Here is a 16,131-nt window from a genome sequence, read left to right as displayed (position 1 = left end):
AACGGTGCTGCGAAGTCATGCGGCCCTGGCTGTGGCCGGGCTGCTGACGAGCGGCACGGGAGCCGTCCTGCTGCTGGCGGTGCCGGTCGGCGTCTTCGTCGGCGCCGTCGGCATCGGTGGTGTCCTGCTGCCGCCCGCCCTGACCTGGCTCGCCGGGCTGGACGTCCACGCGGCGGCGGGCACGAGCAGCTGGTGCTTCCTGTTCACCGGGGTCGCCGGCACCCTCGCCTATGCGCGGCACCAGGCGATGCCGTGGCGCTTCGGCGGCTTCCTCACTCTCGGCGCGGCACCGGCCGCCGCGGCCGGTGCGCTGGTGAACGGCGTGGTGCCGGAGACCGTGCTTTGGCTGTTCCTCGCCGTGGTGACCGTCGGCTCCGGGGCCTTCAACCTGTGGGCCCGCCCGCGCGAATCGCGTGAGCTGCCCGCGCCCGCCGCGGTCGCCGTCGGCGCCGCGGTCGGGTTCGGCTCGGCGCTGACCGGCACCGGCGGGCCGGTGCTGCTCGTCCCGGTGCTGCTGGCGCTCGGCGTCCCGGCGTTGACGACGATCGCCGCCGGGCAGCTGATCCAGCTGCCGCTGGTGGGGTTCGCGACGCTCGGCTACGCGGCGCAGGGCTCCGTCCACTTCGGACTCGGCAGTGTCCTCGGCGTCCTGGCCGGCGCCGGGGTCCTGCTCGGCAGCCGCCTCGCCCGGCGGCTGCGGGGAAACCACCTCCACCGCGTCGCCTCGGCGGCCCTGGTCGGCTTCGGTGCCTTCCTCTTCGCCCTCGCGTTCCTCCCGCGCTAGAACGCCCGTCAGGCGGGCGAGAGCCGCACGCAGCAGTAGCCGGGCTGCGGCTCGAGGCCGGCCCGGTAGCGGCGGTCACCCGCCCCGGCGAGGAGGCCGTCGACGAGTCCGAGGTTCATCTCGCACACCAGCCGCGGGTGCGTCCGGGCGAGCCGCTGGAACGGGCAGTTGCCGAGCAGCACCCCGCCGTCTTCGAGGCGGGGCTCGAAGCCGAGTTCTTCGAGCGTGCCGACCGTGTCCCCGCCGCCGGCGGCCAGTTCGGCCCCGTGTTCGCGGGCGCGCCGCCCCAGGATCGCCCGCGCCGAGCCGCCGGTTTCGTCGGCTTCCTCGACGGCGGACGCGAGCAGTTCGCCCGCCAGTTCGTAGTGCCGCTCCGGCACCGAGACGCTCACCTGCCGGTCGGAGCGGCGATACAGCTTCGCGGGACGTCCCGCGCCCGGCCCGGAGCGGCCGGTGCGGCGTTCGTACTCGACGGCCAGGAGCCCCTCCTCGACCAGGCGGTCCAGGTGGAACGCGACGGTCGCCCGGGGCACGCCGAGCGCCGCCGCGGCGTCGTCGCGGCTCACCGGCCCGGGCCTCCGGACGACATACTCGTAGAGCCGCCGCCGCGTCGGCTCGTCCAGCGCCGCGACCGCGGCCAGCGCGCCCGCCTGGGACTTGTGCATCCGAGCACTCTAAAACAAACAATCGTTGACGAAAACCCGCGCGGGCTTCTAACGTCGGCACGTCTTGGTCATCTAAGGAGGTCCCTGTGAGCGTCGACCCCGTCAGCGAACCGGTCCCGCTGCGGCACCTCGGTGTCGTCCCCGACCGCGACGCCATGGACCTGCGCGCGGCCGAGCGCGCGGTCGCCGACCTGCTGCGGGCGCTGGGGAAGGACCCGACGACCGAGCACCTGGGCGACACGCCACGGCGGGTGGCCCACGCCTACGCCGAGATGCTGCGCCCGCGCGACTTCCAGCTGACGACGTTCCCCAACGACGAAGGCTACGACGAGCTCGTGCTGGCGAAGAGCATCCCGGTGCAGTCGCTGTGCGAGCACCACATGCTGCCTTTCCGCGGCGTCGCGCACGTGGGCTACCTGCCCGGCGAGCGGATCCTCGGGCTCTCGAAGCTCGCCCGCGTCGTGGAGATGTTCGCCCTCGACCTGCAGGTGCAGGAGCGGCTGACCAAGCAGGTCGCGGACTGGCTGCAGGAGCAGCTCTCGCCGAAGGGCGTCGGCGTCGTCATCGAAGCCGAGCACCTCTGCATGTCGCTGCGCGGGGTGCGGGCGAGCGGCGCGCTGACCGTGACGTCTTCGCTGCACGGCCTGCTGCGCGAGGAACCCAAGACGCGGCAGGAGTTCTTCGCCCTCACGGGAGTCAGCGCCTGATAGACGCCTTCGTCATCGTCGGCGGCGGCCTGACCGGTGCGAAGGCCGCGGAAACGCTGCGAGCGGAAGGGGTTCGCGGGCCGGGTCGTCCTCGTCGGCGCCGAACCCGACCTGCCCTACGAGCGGCCGCCGTTGTCGAAGGGCTACCTGCTGGGGCAGGACGACCGGGCGGCGCGTCACGGCCCTGGACCGGGCCGCGCACGAAGTCGGGCCGGCCGGCGGCGACCGCCTCGGCTACACGAAGCCGCTGCTGGCGACGGGTGCGTCGCCGCGACGGCTGCGGGTGCCGGGCAACGCCCTCGAGGGCGTCCTCTACCTGCGCCGGCTCACCCACGCCGACCGGCTGCGCGACGTGCTGGCCGCGGGCCTGCACCGCGAAGCCAGGTCGCTGCGCGCGTACCCCAGCAACGGTCCCCGCCCCGAACCGCCGCTAATCCGCACGCCGATGGCGGCCACCGCGCGCCCCGGCGATCGCCCGCACCCGCGAAGCCAGGTCACCGCGCCGCGCCCGGCGGGCGTACTCCAGCAACGCCTCCGCGCGGCCTTCCGGCAGCCAGCCCTCCTCGGCGCCGATCTCGAGGCACAGCAGGTGCGCCACCAGTTCGCGGGACTCTTCGTCGTGCTCGGCCGCCAGCTCGGCGAACCTGCGGGCCGCCTCGGCTTCGCCGTCGCACCACGCCGTCATCGCCAGGAGCGTCGCCGTCGCCGTCAGGATGTCGCCGCGGTGGACGCCTCCCTCCGCCGCCAGGTGCTCCGCCAGCTGGAAGCTGCGCGTGCCGACCCCGCCGGCCCCTTCCCGGCGCACCGCTTCCGCGAGTGCCCGGATCTGCTGCGTGACGTAGTCCCCGCTCGACAACCCCGACATGCCGTCCCCTCCGCCGCGCACGACAACTCGTGCGTCACCCCGACAGGTGTATCGCATCGGCGGCCAGATACGTCGGACGCCCCACCGGTTTCGCCCGAGTGGGCGCGAGATCAGCCCGATCGGCCGTCGGCCTTCCGCTGGGAGACGTAGACCGCCGCCGAGGTGCGCCGCTCGACCCCGAGCTTGTGCAGCACCGAGGACACGTAGTTCTTCACCGTCTTCTCCGCCAGGAACAGCCGTTCCGCGATCTGGCGGTTGGTCAGGCCCTCCGCGACCAGGTCCAGCACCCGCCGCTCCTGCGGGCTGAGCTGCTCGTACCGCGGGTCCGGGGCCGCCACGTCCTCGCCGCGCAGCTTGTTCATGACCGACGCCGTGAGCGTCGCGTCGAGCAGCGAGCCGCCGACCGCGACCGTCCGGACGGCCTCGACCAGCGACCGGCCGGAGACCTGCTTGAGCATGTACCCCGCCGCGCCGGCCATGATGGCGCCGAACAGCGCGTCGTCGTCCGAATAGGACGTCAGCATCAGGCACGCGGGCGGCGGCTCCACCGTCGAGCGGATCTCGCGGCACACCTCGACGCCCTGGCCGTCGGGCAGCCGGACGTCCAGGATCGCCACGTCCGGGCGCGCCTGCGGGATCCGGACCAGTGCCTCGGCGGCCGTCGACGCCTCGCCGACCACCTCGATGTCCACTTCGGATTCGAACACGGTCTTCAGCCCGGTGCGGACCAGTTCGTGGTCGTCGAGCAAAAACACCGAGATCGTCATCGCCCACTCCCCTGCTCGCCGGCCCGCGCCGGCAGCTCGGCGGTCCATTCCAGCCGGGAGCCGCCCCCTTCGGCGGCGGCCAGTTCGCAGCTGCCGCCCCAGCGGGCGGCGCGGGCGGCCAGGTTGGCGAGCCCGCTGCGCCGGCCGGTCTCCGAGGGCGGCCCGGTCCCGTCGTCGCGCACCACGAGACTCAGCCGGCGGCCGAGCCCGTCCACGGTGACGTCGACCGACGACGTGCTCGCGCCCGCGTGCCGGGCCACGTTCGTCAGCGCCTCGCGCAGCGACGCGATCAGGTCGGAGCGCACCGCGTCCGGCACGGCGGCATCCAGCGGCCCGTCGAAGCCGACGCGCGGCTCGAAGCCCAGGGTGTCCCGAGCGTCGACGGCCACCCGCAGCAGTTCCGCGCGGAGGCTGCCCTGCGCCTGTGCAGGGGCCTGCAGCGAAAAGATGCTGTTGCGGATCTCCCGGATCGTGCCGTCGAGGTCCTGGGCGAACCCGGCGACGCGCGCGGCGACCCCCGTGTCGGCGATCAGCCTGCTCACGCCCTCCAGCCCCAGCCCGGTCGCGAACAGCCGCTGGATCACCAGGTCGTGCAGGTCGCGGGCGATCCGGTCGCGGTCCTCGAACACGGCCAGCTGCTGGCGGGCCTCCTGCGCCCGGGAGAACTCGACGGCGAGCGCGGCGTGCCCGGCGAAGGTCTCGGCCAGCTGGACGTCGGAGTCGGTGAACGGCGACTTGTCGCGGAACTTCGCGACCAGCAGCACGCCGAGGGTCTCCTCGCCGACGATCAGCGGGACGGAGATCGCCGAGTCGAGATCCTTGATCATCGCGGGCATCGGCCCGGCGCGGTCGCGCTGCTCGTTCTGGACGTGCTCGCCGTAGTCGCGCACGACCACCGGACGCCGGGTCGTGAAGGCCACGCCGGTCGCCGTGCCCTCCATCGGGACGGTCAGCCCGGTGAGCCGCTCCGAATCCTCCCCCGGCGGCTCGACGACGTCGAACACCAGCCGGCCCGGCCCGTCGGGCAGCGCGATCGCACCCCCGGTGCCGCCGGCCACCACCCGGGCCCGTTCGGCGATCAGCCGGAGCGTCGCGCGCAGGTCCTGCGCGCCGAGCAGCGCGCGGGTGACGTCGTAGGAGGCTTCGAGCCAGCGTTCGCGGCGGCGCATCCCGTCGACCAGCACGGCTTTCTCGACGGCCATCCCGGTCGCCGCGACCAGTGCGCCCACGATCTCGCGCTCGCGACGGCCGAACTCGTGCTCGCCCGGTTCGAGCACGAACTTCCCGTAGACCCGGTCCCCGGCCCGCACCGGCAGCTCGACCCCGGGCGTCCCGCCCGGCCGCCCGTACTCCGCGACCGCGGCTCCGTCGGGCCCCGTCACCTCCAGCCGGCCGCGCCGCGCGCCGACCAGCTCGCACACGGTCTTCACCGCGCGGTCCACCAACGCCGGCATCTCCAGCTCACGCGCGATCCCGGCCACCGCGGCCAGGATCACCGGCATGCCGATTTCGTCCGCCACTTCCCGTCGACCCCGTAGTAGCCCGATCCCGGGGTGCTCCCCGGGCCGTCAAGGGTCCCACAAGCGACTGCCCGTGTCGGCCCAATCCGGTTCGTCCATCCGGTGGGTCGATCGGAGCAGCGGGATTGTTACTCCACGTGGCAACCGATGCGGTGACCGGTGATCGCCTCGACCGGGATCCGCAGGAACCGGCGGCCGGAGAGCGCCGGGCACGGGCACAGGCAGGCGACTTCGCCGCTGTCGAGCGGCGACTCGGTGGCGCGGCCCAGCAGGCTGACGAACCAGCCGGCGCCGAAGTCGGTGGCGAACTCGTCGACCTCGAACGCCACGACGGCGTCGCGCGCGCCCGCGTAGAGGGGACTGCCGGCCGGGGCGGCGAACACCACGCCGTCGTCGACGACGGCGAACCGCACCGGGCGGACCGCCGGCATCGCCCGGTGGGTGAAGATCACCCGGCCCAGGCTCGCCGTGCGAAGCAGTGCCAAGCACTGCTGCCGGTCGAGCCCGAAGCCCACGTCGTCCACCATCACGTCCCTGTGTTCTCCCTGTGAATACCCCGGTCACCAGCGTGATCGACGGCCCCGGGGCGCCGGTAGGGCCGTTCGGCCCGGCCGCCGCCGGAGGGGACATGAACGCACATCGCGACGCGGCCGGCTAGGGCCGGAAGACCCGGGCCGCGGCGGCCTCCCGGCCGGTGTGGCGGGCACGCGCGGTGACCTAGCGTCGTGACCGTCCGTTGCCGGGCAGCCGTGCCCGAGGAGAGGGGAAAGCCCGATGCCGCCGCAGTCCGCCGAGGGCGAACCCGCTCCCCCGGCGACGTTCACCCTCGACCCGGATCTCGTCCGGTCCGCGATGGCCGGCAACCGCGCGGCCGTCGCGGGCGTGCTGCGCGCGCTGCGGCCGCTGGTGTTCCGCTACTGCCTCGGCCGGATCGGGTCGTGGCAGGACGGTTCGTCCGACGCCGAAGACTGCGCGCAGGAGGTGCTGCTGGCGGTCATCCGCGCGCTGCCGGAATACCGGTACGAGGGCGAAAGCTTCCTGCCCTTCGTGTTCGGCATCGCGGCGCACAAGGTGGCCGACTTCCACCGGCGCCGGGCGCGCGACCGCACGAGCCCGGTCGCCGAGCCGCCCGCCGAGCGCTGGGTGGGCGGCGACCCGACGGGCGAGGAGGTCGAACGGTCGGCGGCGCTGGACTGGTCGGCCGGGCTCCTCGACACCCTCCCGGCCCGCCAGCGGGAAATCCTGGTGCTGCGGATCATCCTCGGGCTGTCGGCCGAGGAAACGGCGGCGGCGGTGGGCTTGAGCAGTGCGGGCGCGGTGCGGGTGGCCCAGCACCGCGCGCTGACGGCGTTGCGGCGCGGGTTGACGGCGCAGAGGCGGGAAGCGGCTTCCTGAGCGGGAAGCGGCGGGCGGGCGCCGCATCGAGGGACTTGGCCTCCTCCGATGCGGCAGTCCCGCGCGTGCCGCCGTGCGATCATGCTGCGGTGCCGCCACCGCTGCTGATCGTCGTGGGCGGGCTGCCCGCGACCGGGAAGACCACCGTCGCCACGGACCTGGCCCGCCGCACCGGGTTCGCCTTCCTGCGCGTCGACACCATCGAACAGGCCATCGTCCGCGCCTCGGCGCTGGAGCAGCCGCTCGGGCCGGTCGGCTACGTCGTCGCCCGGGAGGTCGCCGCCGACCTGCTGCGCACCGGGGTGAGCGTGATCGCCGAGTGCGTCAATCCTCTCGTCGTCACGCGCGATGCCTGGCGCGCCACCGCGCTCGGCGCCGGCGCCCGTGTGCTGGAAACCGAGATCGTCTGTTCCGACCCGGCGGAACACCGGCGCCGCGCGGAGTCCCGCGACACCGGCATCCCGGACCTCGTGCCACCCACCTGGCAGGACATCGTGGCCCGCGAATACGAGCCGTGGACCCGCGACCGCCTCGTCGTCGACACCGCCCGGGTGCCGGCCGGCGAGGCGGCGGCGGTCATCGAAGCGGCTGCGCGGCCGTGATCTCGTCGTTGAGGTTCTCCAGGCGACGGCCGGTCGTGCGCGGGCCGAGCACCGCGACGTCCACCGCGACCACCACCAGCGCGCCCGCGACGACCAGGAACAACGTCGTCGGCCCGCTCGAGTTCAGCAACGGCAGCAGCACGAACGGCATCGCGCCGCTGGCCAGCCGCGACAGCGAGTAGGTGCCGCTCGAGGCCGTCGAGCGCAGGGCCGTCGGGAAGATTTCGGCCTGGTAGATGTGGAAGGCGTTCGAGAACAGGTTGCTGGTCGCGGTGTAGAGGAAGCCGAACACGAGGATCAGCGCCATCGAACCGGCGTACCCGAACGCGATGCCGAACACCGCCATCGCCAGCACCGAGCCGACGACGAGGTACTTCCGCTCGACGCGTTCCACAATCGGCAGCGACAGCGCCGACCCGACCGGGTAGCCGAGGTAGGTCAGCGCGGCGAACAGCAGCGACTGCGAAACGGCGTAGCCCTTGGCGGCCAGCACCAGCGGTACGAGCGTGCCGAAGCCGTAGTAGCCGAGGGTCTGCAGGACCTGGAAGACGACCATCATCCAGGTCCGGCGCCGCAGGGCGGGCCCGAACAGGTCGCGGACGGGCGCGGCGGCGCGCTTGCGGGTGGTGCCGCGCGGCGGGGCGAGGTTTTCGTCGACACCGCCGCGGGCTTCGGCCTCCAGCCCGGCCACCAGGTGCTCGGCCTCTTCGGTGCGGCCGACGGACTCCAGCCACCGCGGCGACTCCGGAAGTCCGCGCCGCAGCAGGAAGACGGCGCCCGCGCCGAGCGCGCCGATGACGAACAGCCAGCGCCAGCCGGCGACGCCGAGGATCTCGTGGTCGGTCAGGCCGCGGGCGAGGAAACCGACGACCGGGAAGCCGCAGAAGGCGAGCGTGTAGGCCCAGGCGATGAACCGGCCGCGCTTGCGGGCCGGGAGCAGGTCGGTGAGGTAGGTGTCGGCCAGCGGCGGCTCCGCGCCCAGGCCGATGCCCGCGAAGAACCGCGTCACCAGCAGCATCACCGCGCTGCCGCTGAACGCGCCGAGCAGCGAGAACAGCGAGTAGAGCCCGAGGTTCAGCAGGAACGCGCCGCGCCGGCCGAACCGGTCGGCGAGCCGCCCGAGCAGCAGCGCGCCGACGAACATCCCGACGAACGTCGACGCCAGCAGCGGCGGCAGCTCCGCCTTGGTCAGGTCGAACTCCTCGACGAGCACCGAGCTGAGCACGCCGGTCAGGAAGACCTCGTAGAAGTCGAAGAACAGGCCGAGCCCGACGGCGACGGTGGCCCGGCGGTGCGTGCGGGTGATGGGCAGCCGGTCGAGCCGGCCCGCGATCGTGCCGGCGTCCGGTGGGGCGGCGTCGGGGATGTTGGCCATCCGTTGTCTCCTTTGACATCGCCACTATGTGGTTGGCCGACCCATGATGTGACGGCCACAGCGCGGAGTCAAGGAGCCACGGGTCAGCGACAGGATGAGTGGGACGGCAACACCCCGCAGCCCGGCCGGCCCGGCTTCGTCAGAGGGCGGCGACCCGCTCCACGCCGGGCCGATGGCCGAGCCGCTCCGAAGCGCGGCGGGCCGCCTCGACCACGATCGGCGCCAGCCTGGGGACGTCCGCCGCGGTCATGCGCTGGGTCGGCGCGCCGATCCCGATCGCCGCGCTGACCTCGCCGTTCAGTCCGAACACCGGGGCGCTCAGCGACGCCGCGCCGCGGTCGCGCTCCTCGAAGCTGGCCGCGTACCCGGCCTTGCGGATCTGCCCGAGCTGCTCGGTGAGCAGGTCGATGTCGACTGTCGTGCGCGGGGTGAACCGCGCCAGGCCGTTGCCGATCGCGTCCTTGACCGCGAGCTTGTCCCAGGCCAGGAACACCTTCCCGGCCGAGCCGGCGTGCAGCGGCATCACCATGCCGACGACGAACAGCCGCACCACCGGGTGCCGCGACTCGGCCAGGGAAATCACCGTGCGGTAGGCGCCGTCGCGGACGTACAGGCAGGCCGTCTCGCCCGTTTCGTCGCGCAGCTGCTGCAGCACCGGCCGGGTCAGCCGGACCAGGTCGAGCCCGAAGGTGCCGGGCGCCGCCCAGCGGACCAGGCCGAGCCCGACGCGGTAGGTGTCGTCGTAGCGGTCGAGGAAGCCTTCGCGCACGAGGTTGTGCACCAGCCGCTGGCACGTGCTCGCCGGCAGCCCGGTCGACCGGGTGATCTGCTGCAGCGTCAGCTCGGGTTCGTCGATCGTGAACGACTCGAGGATCTGCTTGAACTTGCGCAGGACCAGCACCGGCGTCGTGCCGCTGCGTTCTTCCTCTGCCATTCGCCCCGTCCCGTGCCCGTGGTGTGCCGCACAGTCTATCCGTGTCGCACCCGGTTGGCTGCCCGACGCTCGCCCACATTTTGAGTTGGTAACTCACATCGTGATTGTCAGTCGGGCGGTCGAACCCGGCAACTTCATCGCCGCGCCGAAGGCAAGTACATCGTCGTCAGCGGCAACGCGATCTTCCGGCGGCTCCTGCACGCCGTCGGCCGCGAAGATCCCCGGCTGGGTCGCGCACACCGGACTGCTCGACGACGCGATCGGCGCGCGGACCGCGACGCAGTCCCAGGCCGCCGCCGAGGCCGCGCCGCGCGAAGCGTCCGTCCCTTGTGGACCCATCCTGGCCGCCGCGGACATCGCCGGGGACCCGCACTTCGCGGCCCGCGGGATGCACGGGCGCCACCGGGTGCCCGGCCTCGACGGCGAAGTCACGTTCCCCGGCGTCGTGCCGAAGCTGACCGAACGTCCCGGCCGCACCCGCGGTCGCATCGACGTCGAGAACCCGGAGCGTTGCGCGACGAGGTCGGCCTCGCCGCGATCCCGGCACCACTCCGGTGACTGGTCTGCCGCCGCTTGTCGTGAGTGGTCAGGCGGTTCTATCCGCCGACCACTCACGACGGCCGGGAATGAGATATCCGGGTTTTACCGCCGTCCCTCGGGCACAGATTCCACCATGACGGCGGCCGGTGGGCATTCCGCGCGCCTCACCCAGGGATACGTACGGCGGTTCAGGTCGGTTCAAAGTTTTTCGCCACACCGCCGGACGCTGGACAACGCCCCGGTCGGCGACCCAGGATGGGCCCGCATCCGAGTACGCCGGAGAGGGACACGCGCGGCCGCCCAGCGTGATCCAGGTGCGGGCCGTCGTGCCCGCGTTTTTCGCGTGCGCCATTCTTCGCGCATTCCTCGCCCCCTTTCACGACCACCGCCGACTACGGAAACGGAAACCGTGACTAACGGTTCGTGATGGGCGGAAATCCCTTCTTGCCCGGTGTCAAACCCCGGTGTAGCTTCCATCACGGAACGATAACCAGCCGGTTGACGGCGTGGTCACGGGCAGGTGGCCGCGCACCCACTGATGTCGGGTCGGTGGACCAGCCGGGAATCGTCCCACCCCGCCGACGCAAACCTGTCGGGGGCGAGCCTTGCTCGAACCCGATCAGTGTCGCGCACTCCCGCCAGCCCGACACCCCGGAGGATCCATGTCCCGCACGCCAGGGCGCCATCGCGTTTCCCGAAGGACGAAGATCGCGACCGGCGGCCTCGCCCTCGCCATCGCGGTCGGCGGCATCGTCGTCGCGACGACCACCGGCAACACCGGTGAAGCCAGCGCCGACGAGGCGAACCCCGCGTTCTTCGTCGACATCCTGAAGGTCCAGCCGAACCAGTTCGACCCGCGCCCGGTCTACGGCGCCTCGACCGGCACCTTCACCGTCGACTGCGGCCGCAACGAAAACCAGCACTTCAACCCCGACAACTTCATCGCCCAGCCCGGCGTCAAGAACGGCGCCCAGCACCTGCACGACTACGTCGGCAACCTTTCCACCAACGCCGACTCCAACAACAAGAGCCTCGTCAAGGCCGGCACCACCTGCCGCAACGGCGACAAGTCCGCCTACTTCTGGCCCGTCGTCCGGATCGACACCGGCGAAGCGGAAAAGAACGAGCCCGCGAAGAAGCCCGACGGCGACCGCGCGCAGGCCGACCAGGAGGCCAAGACCGTCCAGGTCGCCTGCCCGGACGTCGCGAGCAACCTCGCCGACGTCCCCGACCAGGCGATGTCCGAAGTGGACAGCAACCTGGACCAGCTCGACGCACAGACCGACGAGGCCAACCAGCGCGTCGCGGCGACGCAGGGCCAGGGCGGCGCGAACTTCGTCCAGAACGCGATCCTGAACCCGCTCAAGGACCGGCGCGCCGCGATCATCGAGCGCATCGCCATCGCGATCGGCCGGTTCGCGCCGAAGCCGCGTGACCTCGGCGGGCTCGCGCCGTGCGCGCCGAAGCCCGGCAAGGACACCGGCACCCCGGCCCCGCCGCCGAGCACCACGGCGGGCGGCGCCCTGCCCGGCCAGGACCAGAACAACGAGCTGCCCGGCAACGACGGCAAGATCCTGCGCCCGCAGAAGGTGCAGATCACCTTCCGCGGCAGCCCGGTGGGCAAGGTCGTGGCGATGCCGAAGTTCCTGCGCGTGCTCTACGGCGACGCGAAGCAGTCCACCAACGGCCCCGCCAACGCCAAGGCCAGCTGGACGTGCACCGGCTTCGAGAACCGTCTCACCGACAAGTACCCGATCTGCCCGCCGAACAGCAAGGTCAAGCGGATCCACACGTTCCCGAGCTGCTGGGACGGGAAGAACACCGACAGCGCCAACCACCGCACGCACATCGTGTTCCCGGACCGCTTCGGCGGGTGTGCCCAGGGGTTCAAGGCGGTGCCGCAGCTGCAGATCTCGCTGACCTACGACATCCCGCACGACATCCAGGTCAAGAAGCAGTACAAAGTGGACGCTTTCCCGCAGGAGAAGCACAACCCGCTGTCCGACCACGACGACTTCGCCAACGTGATGTCGCAGCGGATCATGAACGGTCTGGTCAACTGCGTGAACCGCGGCCGGACCTGCCGGGCGTGAGCTGACGCGCTGTCCTTCCCGAACCCCCTTGCCGGCCGCGCCGGCAAGGGGTTTCGGCATGCGCGGGCCGTGCGCGCCGCCCACGGCCGTCCATGCGGAACGCACGTGCCGTCCATGCGGACCGCATTCGAGAAGACGTCACGACGCACGGCCGGGACGCAAACTTTTCCCAGTCACCCCGTCCCGGAGGGGACACCACCACCCCACAGGAGGAAAAGATGATCTCGACGTTCGAGCGCCCCACCGCCGTCGTCGTCCACAACCGCGCCGTGGTCCACAACCGCGCCGTCGTCCACAACCGCGCCGTCGTCCACAACCGCGCCGTCGTGCACAACCGCACGTCCGCCAAGTAAGTCCGGTTCCCGCGTGCCGCGGTCCCGCCCCACGGGACCGCGGCACGTCCGTATCCGCCCGACAGGGGGTCCACCATGCCGCACGACGACGTCCGCCCGCAGCTGACCGGCGTCGAGGTCCACGACCTGGACCCCGGGTTGTGCCTGCTCATCACGCCGGACGGCGGCGAGTACTCGATCACCGCGCCCGCAGCGGAGTTCCGCGCGTGGCTGGGCCGCATCGACGGCACCCGCACCCGCGCGGTCCTGCTCGCCGGGATGGATCCCGACTACGCCGAAGTCCTCGACGTCCTGGAAGCCGACGGCTGTCTGTCCACCGTGGACGAGCGTGCCGCACTCCGGCGCGTCGCCTCGACGACCGTGCTGCTCGCGGGCGCGGCCGAGCTGACCGGTCCGCTCGCCGAAGTCCTCGCCCCGTACGGGTACGCCCGGGTGGCCCCGCTCGCCGGCGCCACCGGAGACCTCCCCGTGGTGCCCGACGACACCGTCGTCGTCGGCGCGTTCGCCCATCCGGCGTATGCGGAGCTCACCGCGCTGGATGCGTTCTGCGCGGACCGCGGCGTGCGCTTCTTCTCCTTCCGCCACGAACGCGGCCGCGGCATCGCCGGCCCCGCGGTCACCCCCGGCGGCACCGGCCCCGACTTCGCGGACGTCCTGGCGCGCCGCCGCTCCGCCGCGTTCGACCCTAGGGTGCTCGACGCCTTCGCCGCCGCCGGCCCGGCGTCCGGCACACCCCTGCGTCCCGGCGCCGTCCGCTGGCTGCTCACCGCCCTCGCCGTCCACCTCGAACGCTGGGTGACCGGCGAGCCGACCGAGACCACCGCCGGGGAGCTGGAGCTCGACCCCGGCCGGCTCACCACGCGGTTCCGGCCCGTGCTTCCGGTGCCCGACCGGCCGCGGCCGGTCGACCCGCCGGGCCCGCGGCCCGACCTGCTCGTCGACGAACGCACCGGAGTCGTGACGGCGGTCCACGAACTGGCCGCCGCGCCCGGGATGCCCGCCCGGCTCAAGGTGTGCGCCGTCGACGTCGCGGACATGCGGCGCGTGGTCGACTGGCCCAACGACCGCCAGGCGTTCGGCACCTCTTGGCACGACTTCGAGCTCGCCCGCGACTCCGCGATCGGCGAGGCGGTCGAGCGCTACTGCGGCAGCTGGCTGCCCCCGGAGCGCGAGATCCGCCACGCCAGCTTCGACCAGCTGAAGCGCGCCGGTGTCCCGGCTCTCGACCCACGACGGCTGAACCTCTACTCGCCACGTCAGCACGCGACCGCGGGCTTCCCCTTCGCACCGCTGACCACCGACACGGAATGTGCTTGGGTGGAAGGCTTTTCCCACACGACGCGGGAACCGGTCTGGGTACCCGCGTGCCTCGTCTCCCAGGTGCCGGAGCCCACCGGCGCCCGGTTCACCGACCCGCTGATCGCGGGCCTCGCCGCCGGGACCGCCCAGGAGCACGCCGTCACCTCGGGCCTCGAAGAGGTGCTGGAGCGCGACGCGACCATGATCTGGTGGGCCAACACGCCGCGGCTGCGCCGGCTGCAGCTGCCCGCCGAAATCCGGCAGCTCGTCGCCGACACTGCCGACAGCTACGACATCGAACTCATCCCGCTGGACAACGAGTTCGACGTCCCGATCGTCGCCGCCGCGGTGTTCGACCGCGTCCGGCGGTGGCTCTCGATCGGGTTCGCGACCCGGCCGGGTGCGCTCGAAGCGGCCAAGAAGGCCCTCGCCGAAGGGTTCACCCTGCACCACACCTGCCAAGCCCTCGACGACGAGGGCGAGGTCGCCGGCATGCGCGCGGACCTGCCGCACCTGGGCAACCTCAAGCCGTACCGGGCGGACCGGCGGTACCTCGACTCCTACCGCGAGGACTTCGCCGACGTCGTGGACCTGGTGTGCCAGCAACAGGTCTACCTCGACCCGCGGGCAGCGGCCAAGGTCGCGCCGTGGGTGCGCAACCTGCCGGTGCGGTCGTGGGAGGGCCTGCCCGCCCTCGGCGAGCGGCGGCTCAAGGCCTACCAGGAGCGCGTCGAAGCCCGCGGGTTCGAAGTGCTGAGCGTCGACCTCACCACCCGCGACATCGCCGCCGCCGGGTTCCACGCCGCCCACACGCTGGTTCCGGGGCTGGTGGCCAACTTCCCGGCGGGGCTGCCGTACTGGGGCGACGGGCGGATCCGCCGCGCCGCGGTCGACCTCGGCTGGCGCGCCGAACCCCTCGCCGAGGACCGGTTGAACGTCTTTCCCCTCCCCCACGCGTGAGGAGACGCCGATGGCCGTCGCCGAACTGATCGGGCTGCCCCGCACCCGGGGCCGCCGGCCGCTGGTCGTCGCGCAGGGCGTCGACGCACTGGGCACGGGCCTGTTCCTGCCGTTCGCGGTCGTCTACTTCCACGCGGCCAAGGGCCTCGCGCTGACGTCGGCCGGCGCGTTGCTCTCGGTGGCGGCCCTGCTCGCCCTCCCGGCCGGGCTCTCGGCCGGGCCGCTCGTGGACCGGTTCGGCCCGCGGCGGGTCGTGGTCGCCGCGAACCTGCTGCGGGTGCTGACCTTCACCGGGTACGTCTTCGCCGGCTCGCTGTGGCAGCTGGTCGCCTTGGCGGCGTTGACGTTCTGGGGTGAAGGCCTGTTCTGGCCCGCGTCCGGGGCCCTGGTGGCGCAGGTGGCCGACGAGGGCCAGCGCGCCCGCTGGTACGCGATGGACCGCACGCTGCGCAACGTCGGCCTCGGCCTCGGCGGGCTCGCGGGCGGCGTCCTGGTCGGGTGGACCGGAACCGGCGGCTACACGGGGATCGTGCTGCTGAACGCGGCGACGTTCCTGCTCGCGGCGCTGCTCGTCGCCGGGTGGCGCGGTGGCACCCCGGCCCCGGCACGCGGCGTGGTCCGCGCCGCGCCGCGCGGGGGCTACCGGAGCGTGCTCGCCGATCGCGTGTTCCGGCGGGTGCTGGTGACGGTGTTCGTCTTCGCGTTGTGCGACTTGGCGTTCACCGTCCTGCTGAGCGCCTACGCCCTCGACGGCCTGCGGTTGCCGGTGTGGCAGCCCGGCGTGCTGTTCGCCCTCAACACCGTTCTCGTGGTGCTCGCGCAGACCGTCGTGGCGAGCCGGGTGGAACGCTTCGGCAAGCCGAAGACGTTGCAGGTCGCGGCCGGCGTGTGGGCGGTGTCCTTCCTGCTGTTCGCTCTCGCCCCGCCGGGCGCGCCGCTGACGGCGTTCGCCGTGCTGACCGCCGCCACCGTGGTGTTCACCGCGGCGGAGCTGCTGCAGGCCCCGACCAGCAGTGCCTTCATCGTCGCCCTCGCCCCGGCGCACCTGCGCGGCCGCTACCTCGGCCTGGAAGAGCTGCTGTGGGGCGCGGCCCGGGTCCTGGCACCGGTGACGTTCACCGCGCTCCTGGCCGGCGGCACGCGGCTGCCGTGGTTCGTGCTCGCCGGGTGCGCCCTGGTGGCGGTCGTGGTCCTCGTCGGCGTCAAGGCGGTGTCCGAGCACGCCGCGACCCGGGAGACGGCGGATGTCTGAGTTAACCCGGCCGGCTTCCG

General features: G+C 72.8%; 17 protein-coding genes and 1 pseudogene. 10 read left to right on the top strand and 8 right to left on the bottom strand.

What is annotated here, in order from left to right:
* Positions 1-4 precede the first annotated feature (4 nt).
* Complete coding sequence (locus tag ACYVLJ_RS16560) at positions 5-784, top strand: sulfite exporter TauE/SafE family protein (RefSeq protein WP_460439242.1); 780 nt, start codon at positions 5-7, stop codon at positions 782-784.
* 8 nt (positions 785-792) lie between these two features.
* Here the strand turns inward: ACYVLJ_RS16560 and ACYVLJ_RS16555 are convergent, their stop codons facing one another.
* Positions 793-1,449, bottom strand: coding sequence for a helix-turn-helix transcriptional regulator (locus ACYVLJ_RS16555; RefSeq protein WP_460439241.1), 657 nt, complete (start codon positions 1,447-1,449; stop codon positions 793-795).
* An 86-nt stretch (positions 1,450-1,535) separates the two neighbouring features.
* On the opposite strand from ACYVLJ_RS16555, the gene folE reads away from it, so the two are divergent.
* Together folE and ACYVLJ_RS16545 are read left to right on the top strand one after the other, a co-directional pair.
* A complete protein-coding gene (gene folE / locus ACYVLJ_RS16550; RefSeq protein WP_451980406.1) occupies positions 1,536-2,156 on the top strand; it encodes a GTP cyclohydrolase I FolE in 621 nt (206 codons plus the stop codon).
* Positions 2,153-2,523: pseudogene (locus tag ACYVLJ_RS16545) on the top strand (FAD-dependent oxidoreductase); the annotation flags it as partial. The gene folE and the pseudogene ACYVLJ_RS16545, both read left to right, overlap by 4 nt.
* Positions 2,524-2,586: 63 nt before the next feature.
* On the opposite strand, the gene ACYVLJ_RS16540 reads toward ACYVLJ_RS16545, so the two are convergent.
* From ACYVLJ_RS16540 to ACYVLJ_RS16525, 4 genes are all read right to left on the bottom strand, one after another.
* The gene (locus ACYVLJ_RS16540; protein ID WP_451980400.1) at positions 2,587-3,021 is read right to left on the bottom strand and encodes a hypothetical protein; all 435 of its coding nucleotides are present in this window, start codon (positions 3,019-3,021) and stop codon (positions 2,587-2,589) included.
* A gap of 110 nt (positions 3,022-3,131) precedes the next feature.
* Entirely contained in the window at positions 3,132-3,788 is a 657-nt protein-coding gene (locus tag ACYVLJ_RS16535; RefSeq protein WP_451980398.1) for a response regulator, read from the bottom strand.
* Positions 3,785-5,290 carry a GAF domain-containing sensor histidine kinase gene (locus ACYVLJ_RS16530; protein ID WP_460439610.1) on the bottom strand — a complete coding sequence of 502 codons (1,506 nt, stop codon included), beginning with the start codon at positions 5,288-5,290 and terminating at the stop codon, positions 3,785-3,787. Before ACYVLJ_RS16530 ends, ACYVLJ_RS16535 begins: the two co-directional genes overlap by 4 nt.
* A gap of 146 nt (positions 5,291-5,436) precedes the next feature.
* On the bottom strand, positions 5,437-5,835 hold the full coding sequence (locus tag ACYVLJ_RS16525; RefSeq protein WP_451980396.1) for a pyridoxamine 5'-phosphate oxidase family protein: 399 nt from the start codon (positions 5,833-5,835) through the stop codon (positions 5,437-5,439).
* A 247-nt stretch (positions 5,836-6,082) separates the two neighbouring features.
* Between ACYVLJ_RS16525 and ACYVLJ_RS16520 the strand changes: the two genes are divergently transcribed.
* Both ACYVLJ_RS16520 and ACYVLJ_RS16515 read left to right on the top strand, forming a co-directional pair.
* A complete protein-coding gene (locus tag ACYVLJ_RS16520) occupies positions 6,083-6,703 on the top strand; it encodes a sigma-70 family RNA polymerase sigma factor (protein WP_460439240.1) in 621 nt (206 codons plus the stop codon).
* 89 nt (positions 6,704-6,792) lie between these two features.
* Positions 6,793-7,305: an AAA family ATPase gene (locus tag ACYVLJ_RS16515; RefSeq protein WP_460439239.1), complete on the top strand. Its 513-nt coding sequence runs from the start codon at positions 6,793-6,795 to the stop codon at positions 7,303-7,305.
* Here ACYVLJ_RS16515 and ACYVLJ_RS16510 read toward each other — a convergent pair.
* The 3 genes from ACYVLJ_RS16510 to ACYVLJ_RS16500 all read right to left on the bottom strand — a co-directional run bounded on the left by ACYVLJ_RS16510 (position 7,280) and on the right by ACYVLJ_RS16500 (position 9,971).
* A complete protein-coding gene (locus ACYVLJ_RS16510) occupies positions 7,280-8,680 on the bottom strand; it encodes an MFS transporter (RefSeq protein ID WP_460439238.1) in 1,401 nt (466 codons plus the stop codon). The genes ACYVLJ_RS16515 and ACYVLJ_RS16510 overlap by 26 nt on opposite strands.
* A gap of 139 nt (positions 8,681-8,819) precedes the next feature.
* Complete coding sequence (locus tag ACYVLJ_RS16505) at positions 8,820-9,614, bottom strand: IclR family transcriptional regulator (RefSeq protein ID WP_460439237.1); 795 nt, start codon at positions 9,612-9,614, stop codon at positions 8,820-8,822.
* Between the two features lie 93 nt (positions 9,615-9,707).
* The gene (locus ACYVLJ_RS16500) at positions 9,708-9,971 is read right to left on the bottom strand and encodes a hypothetical protein (RefSeq protein ID WP_460439623.1); all 264 of its coding nucleotides are present in this window, start codon (positions 9,969-9,971) and stop codon (positions 9,708-9,710) included.
* Between ACYVLJ_RS16500 and ACYVLJ_RS16495 the strand changes: the two genes are divergently transcribed.
* The 5 genes from ACYVLJ_RS16495 (at position 9,859) to ACYVLJ_RS16475 (ending at position 16,111) form a co-directional block, all read left to right on the top strand.
* Positions 9,859-10,581 carry a CoA transferase gene (locus tag ACYVLJ_RS16495; RefSeq protein ID WP_460439609.1) on the top strand — a complete coding sequence of 241 codons (723 nt, stop codon included), beginning with the start codon at positions 9,859-9,861 and terminating at the stop codon, positions 10,579-10,581. The two genes, ACYVLJ_RS16500 and ACYVLJ_RS16495, sit on opposite strands and share 113 nt — an antisense overlap.
* A gap of 235 nt (positions 10,582-10,816) precedes the next feature.
* Positions 10,817-12,247 (top strand): DUF1996 domain-containing protein, encoded by a 1,431-nt coding sequence (locus tag ACYVLJ_RS16490; RefSeq protein WP_451980378.1) that lies wholly within the window; start codon positions 10,817-10,819, stop codon positions 12,245-12,247.
* A gap of 218 nt (positions 12,248-12,465) precedes the next feature.
* The gene (locus tag ACYVLJ_RS16485) at positions 12,466-12,600 is read left to right on the top strand and encodes a hypothetical protein (RefSeq protein WP_451980375.1); all 135 of its coding nucleotides are present in this window, start codon (positions 12,466-12,468) and stop codon (positions 12,598-12,600) included.
* A gap of 75 nt (positions 12,601-12,675) precedes the next feature.
* Positions 12,676-14,859 (top strand): YcaO-like family protein, encoded by a 2,184-nt coding sequence (locus ACYVLJ_RS16480; RefSeq protein ID WP_460439236.1) that lies wholly within the window; start codon positions 12,676-12,678, stop codon positions 14,857-14,859.
* Between the two features lie 10 nt (positions 14,860-14,869).
* A complete protein-coding gene (locus tag ACYVLJ_RS16475) occupies positions 14,870-16,111 on the top strand; it encodes an MFS transporter (RefSeq protein ID WP_460439235.1) in 1,242 nt (413 codons plus the stop codon).
* The last annotated feature ends 20 nt before the right edge of the window (positions 16,112-16,131 follow it).

This window comes from Amycolatopsis stemonae (assembly GCF_054781455.1).
This window is presented reverse-complemented; position numbering and strand designations above follow the sequence as displayed.

Excerpts from the sequence above, each read along its gene's own strand:
- ACYVLJ_RS16555 (WP_460439241.1), bottom strand. The coding sequence starts at position 1,449 with ATGCACAAGTCCCAGGCGGGCGCGCTGGCCGCGGTCGCGGCGCTGGAC.
- ACYVLJ_RS16540 (WP_451980400.1), bottom strand. The coding sequence starts at position 3,021 with ATGTCGGGGTTGTCGAGCGGGGACTACGTCACGCAGCAGATCCGGGCA.
- ACYVLJ_RS16535 (WP_451980398.1), bottom strand. The coding sequence starts at position 3,788 with ATGACGATCTCGGTGTTTTTGCTCGACGACCACGAACTGGTCCGCACC.
- ACYVLJ_RS16530 (WP_460439610.1), bottom strand. The coding sequence starts at position 5,290 with ATGCCGGTGATCCTGGCCGCGGTGGCCGGGATCGCGCGTGAGCTGGAG.
- ACYVLJ_RS16525 (WP_451980396.1), bottom strand. The coding sequence starts at position 5,835 with ATGGTGGACGACGTGGGCTTCGGGCTCGACCGGCAGCAGTGCTTGGCA.
- ACYVLJ_RS16520 (WP_460439240.1), top strand. The coding sequence starts at position 6,083 with ATGCCGCCGCAGTCCGCCGAGGGCGAACCCGCTCCCCCGGCGACGTTC.
- ACYVLJ_RS16510 (WP_460439238.1), bottom strand. The coding sequence starts at position 8,680 with ATGGCCAACATCCCCGACGCCGCCCCACCGGACGCCGGCACGATCGCG.
- ACYVLJ_RS16505 (WP_460439237.1), bottom strand. The coding sequence starts at position 9,614 with ATGGCAGAGGAAGAACGCAGCGGCACGACGCCGGTGCTGGTCCTGCGC.
- ACYVLJ_RS16500 (WP_460439623.1), bottom strand. The coding sequence starts at position 9,971 with ATGTCCGCGGCGGCCAGGATGGGTCCACAAGGGACGGACGCTTCGCGC.
- ACYVLJ_RS16490 (WP_451980378.1), top strand. The coding sequence starts at position 10,817 with ATGTCCCGCACGCCAGGGCGCCATCGCGTTTCCCGAAGGACGAAGATC.
- ACYVLJ_RS16485 (WP_451980375.1), top strand. The coding sequence starts at position 12,466 with ATGATCTCGACGTTCGAGCGCCCCACCGCCGTCGTCGTCCACAACCGC.
- ACYVLJ_RS16480 (WP_460439236.1), top strand. The coding sequence starts at position 12,676 with ATGCCGCACGACGACGTCCGCCCGCAGCTGACCGGCGTCGAGGTCCAC.
- ACYVLJ_RS16475 (WP_460439235.1), top strand. The coding sequence starts at position 14,870 with ATGGCCGTCGCCGAACTGATCGGGCTGCCCCGCACCCGGGGCCGCCGG.